The organism is Devosia sp., from assembly GCF_040509215.1.
Lineage (GTDB): Bacteria > Pseudomonadota > Alphaproteobacteria > Rhizobiales > Devosiaceae > Devosia.
Genome location: NZ_JBEVLL010000376.1, coordinates 1 through 3,123, shown reverse-complemented (window position 1 = coordinate 3,123; position 3,123 = coordinate 1). Strand labels below are relative to the sequence as shown.

Below are 3,123 nucleotides of genomic sequence, written 5' to 3'. Positions count from 1 at the left end.
AGCTGGATGCGGGTACGGCCAACGCCGGACGGACGCATGTCGGTCAGTTCGCCCTTGCGCTCGGTCAGCTTCTGCACGACGGCGCCGGTGAATTCGTCATCGACGTCGATGATGACTTCTTCGATCGGCTCGTGACGGACGCCATCGATGTCCTGCATGAGAACCTTGGGGCGACCGATGGTCAGCTCAAAGCCTTCGCGGCGCATGTTTTCGATGAGAACGGCGAGCTGAAGTTCGCCGCGGCCGGCAACGTCATAGGAGTCGTTGTCGTCGCCTGGGGTCACGCGGATAGCGACGTTGCCTTCGGCTTCGCGCATCAGGCGTTCACGGATAACGCGCGACTGCACCTTATCGCCTTCACGGCCAGCCAGCGGGCCGTCATTGATGCGGAAGGTGACCGACAGGGTCGGGGGATCGATCGGCTTGGCGGCGATCGGCTTGGTCACCGAAGTGGCGCAAAGCGTATCGGCCACGGTCGAGGTCACAAGACCGGCGATGGCGACGATGTCGCCGGCTTCGCCAATATCGACCGGAGTACGTTCAAGACCACGGAAGGCCAGAACCTTGGAAACGCGGCCCTTTTCGACTTCCTTGCCTTCACGGTTGAGCGTGTGGATGGGGTCGTTGGCCTTGACGGAACCCGAAGTGATGCGGCCAGTCAGGATGCGGCCGAGGAACGGGTTGCGCTCGATGGTGGTGACCAGCATGCGGAACGCGCCTTCTTCGACGCTGGGCTCCGGCACGTGTTCGATGACCTTGTCGAGCAGCGGGCCGAGGCTTTCCTTCGGACCTTCCGGCTCCAGCGCCATCCAGCCCTGCTTGGCCGAACCGTAGAGAACCGGGAAATCGAGCTGCTCAGGCGAAGCGTCGAGGGCGATGAAGAGATCGAAGATTTCTTCGAGCACTTCGAGGTGACGCTCGTCGGACTTGTCGATCTTGTTGATGGCAACGATCGGACGCAGGCCCTGGGCCAGCGCCTTGCCAAGCACGAACTTGGTCTGCGGCATCGGGCCTTCAGCAGCGTCGACGAGGATGACCACGCCGTCGACCATGGACAGGATGCGCTCGACTTCACCGCCGAAGTCGGCGTGGCCGGGCGTGTCGACGATATTGATGCGGGTGTCCTTCCAGAGCAGGGAGGTCACCTTGGCCAGAATGGTGATACCGCGCTCGCGCTCGATATCGTTGCTGTCCATGGCGCGTTCTTCAACGCGCTCGTTTTCGCGGAATGAGCCCGACTGCTTGAGCAGGACGTCGATCAGGGTGGTCTTACCGTGGTCAACGTGGGCGATGATGGCAATATTGCGCAGGGACATGGGCACCGGGGCGTTGGGCATGGTCCAGCGGCGCCAAGGGCAAACGGCCAAAACATGCGGGAAACAGGAAACGCCAGCTGCATTCGGGGCAGACTGGCGCTTTTCGGTGCGGCTCATATAGAAAAACAGCACTCTTAACAAGCGCTCCCGATGCAGGGCGGGTCTGCATCGGCAAAGACACGATCAAAAGGTAAACTGTGAAAGTGCCTTAGATCGGGTTGTCATTTCCGTGAAACGCGAACGTTTTTGCTGCGATGCAAGGGATTCCAGCAAGCACTGGAAAAACGGTCAGCGCCCGGTCTGTACTTCCAGTACGGAAACCACACGCCCCAGGAGGCCCAGAAATTGCTCGCGTTCGGCCGTGGTGAACTGCTCGAGCAGCAGTTCGTTGAGCGCGCCAAGGGCCCGGTCCATATCGGCAATACGATCATAACCAGCCGGGGTCAGCGCGATCAGGGCGCTGCGGCCGTCGTCGGGATTGCGCTTTCGCGTCACGAGGCCATCGCGCTCCATGCGCTGGATGGTGGCGGTCATGGTTGGTTGTTCGACGGATGCCGCTTCGGCAAGGCCCTTTGGCGTATGCGCGCCGCCGGCCGAGAGGGCAAGAAGCACCGGCACATAGGCGGGATTGAGCCCGATGGGGCCCAGCATGGTTTCCGTTTCGCGCGCCAGAAGACGGGCAGCCCAGTTCAACTGGTCGGCGACGGTGGTCTCGTTCATATACTGAGCCTACTCAGGATTTTTCCCATTTAGGCGCGACGCGCTGATTTGGGCAAGCGTTTCAGATTATGTCTGCGAGACGCGCCAAAACGCACTCACGCTCGCGCGTCAGCCCCTTGTAGTCGAGCTGTTCGGCTGTCAGGGCCAGAAGCTGGGTATGGAGCTGCCCGGCCAGGGCTTTGGCGTCGGGCAGGCCAGCGAAAGTGTCGAGATCGACCAGCGAAATCCTGATCGTGAAGACGATGGCTCCGGTTTCAGGCAGTTTTCGCAGGGTCTGGCGCTCGATGCGCAGATGCACGGAATCGGCCCTGTCGCCCGTGCCGAAGCGCGGTTTGTCTGGCCCCGATACATCGGGATGAAACAGTCTGCTATCGCCATAGAGCGACCAATTCCAGCGGATCATCGGCGCTTCCGGCCTCAGGGCATCGAACATGCGCGCCATGAGCTGGGCTGGTCTTGTCTCGGGGCCGAAGCCCGGCACCGGGTCATGGATGGCGTCGAGCACTTTTCCGATTTTTTCGGCCAGCACCCAGGAGGACGGAAAACTCAGGCTTGCCGCCACGAGACGCCAACCGGGTTGGGTGCGCGAGAGGATGAGCAGATCGTCCTGCACCAGCTTTGCCGCCTGCAGCAGGGGAATACCGGCAAGATCAACCACTTCGCCGGTGGGCACGACCAGCAGCCCCTGCTCCCGCTTTGGCCAAAGGTGGGGAAAGCGGGTGGGCAGATAATCGAATAACAGCGAAAGCAGCTCAGCCTGAGCCGGACGGCTTTCAGGCAGCTCGGCAAAAATCTCGGCGAGATGGGTTTTGTGGAGCCGCGCTTTTTCGGCCAGTTGCGCCGCCATGTCCGCGTTGGGATCGAGCCAATCTGCCGGGTCGAGCGGCTTGGTGGCGATCTGGAAAAGGCGCGTGTCGAAGGCGGGAAGCGTCATGCCGCCATGAAAGCGGGGCGGATGGAGGATAGCAAGGCCCCCTCACCCGCCGCTACGCGGCGACCTCTCCCCCCTAGGGAGACGTGGGAGTGCGCCAAGATCGCGGAGCGACACCTCTCCCTAGGGGGGAGAGGTCGGGTTGCGCAGCAAGCC

Annotated in this window: 3 protein-coding genes; all 3 read right to left on the bottom strand. The window is 62.0% G+C overall.

Features of this window, described 5'->3' with window-relative positions; translation table 11 throughout:
* Nucleotides 1-1,316, bottom strand: a 1,316-nt coding sequence (locus tag ABW043_RS21175; RefSeq protein WP_353923177.1) for a GTP-binding protein, incomplete at its 3' end; no start/stop codon positions are given.
* Nucleotides 1,317-1,604: 288 nt separating this feature from the next.
* Complete coding sequence (locus tag ABW043_RS21170; RefSeq protein ID WP_353923176.1) at nucleotides 1,605-2,036, bottom strand: MarR family winged helix-turn-helix transcriptional regulator; 432 nt, start codon at nucleotides 2,034-2,036, stop codon at nucleotides 1,605-1,607.
* A 61-nt stretch (nucleotides 2,037-2,097) separates the two neighbouring features.
* Nucleotides 2,098-2,970, bottom strand: a complete 873-nt coding sequence (locus ABW043_RS21165; RefSeq protein WP_353923175.1) for a heme-dependent oxidative N-demethylase family protein — start codon at nucleotides 2,968-2,970, stop codon at nucleotides 2,098-2,100.
* Nucleotides 2,971-3,123 lie beyond the last annotated feature (153 nt).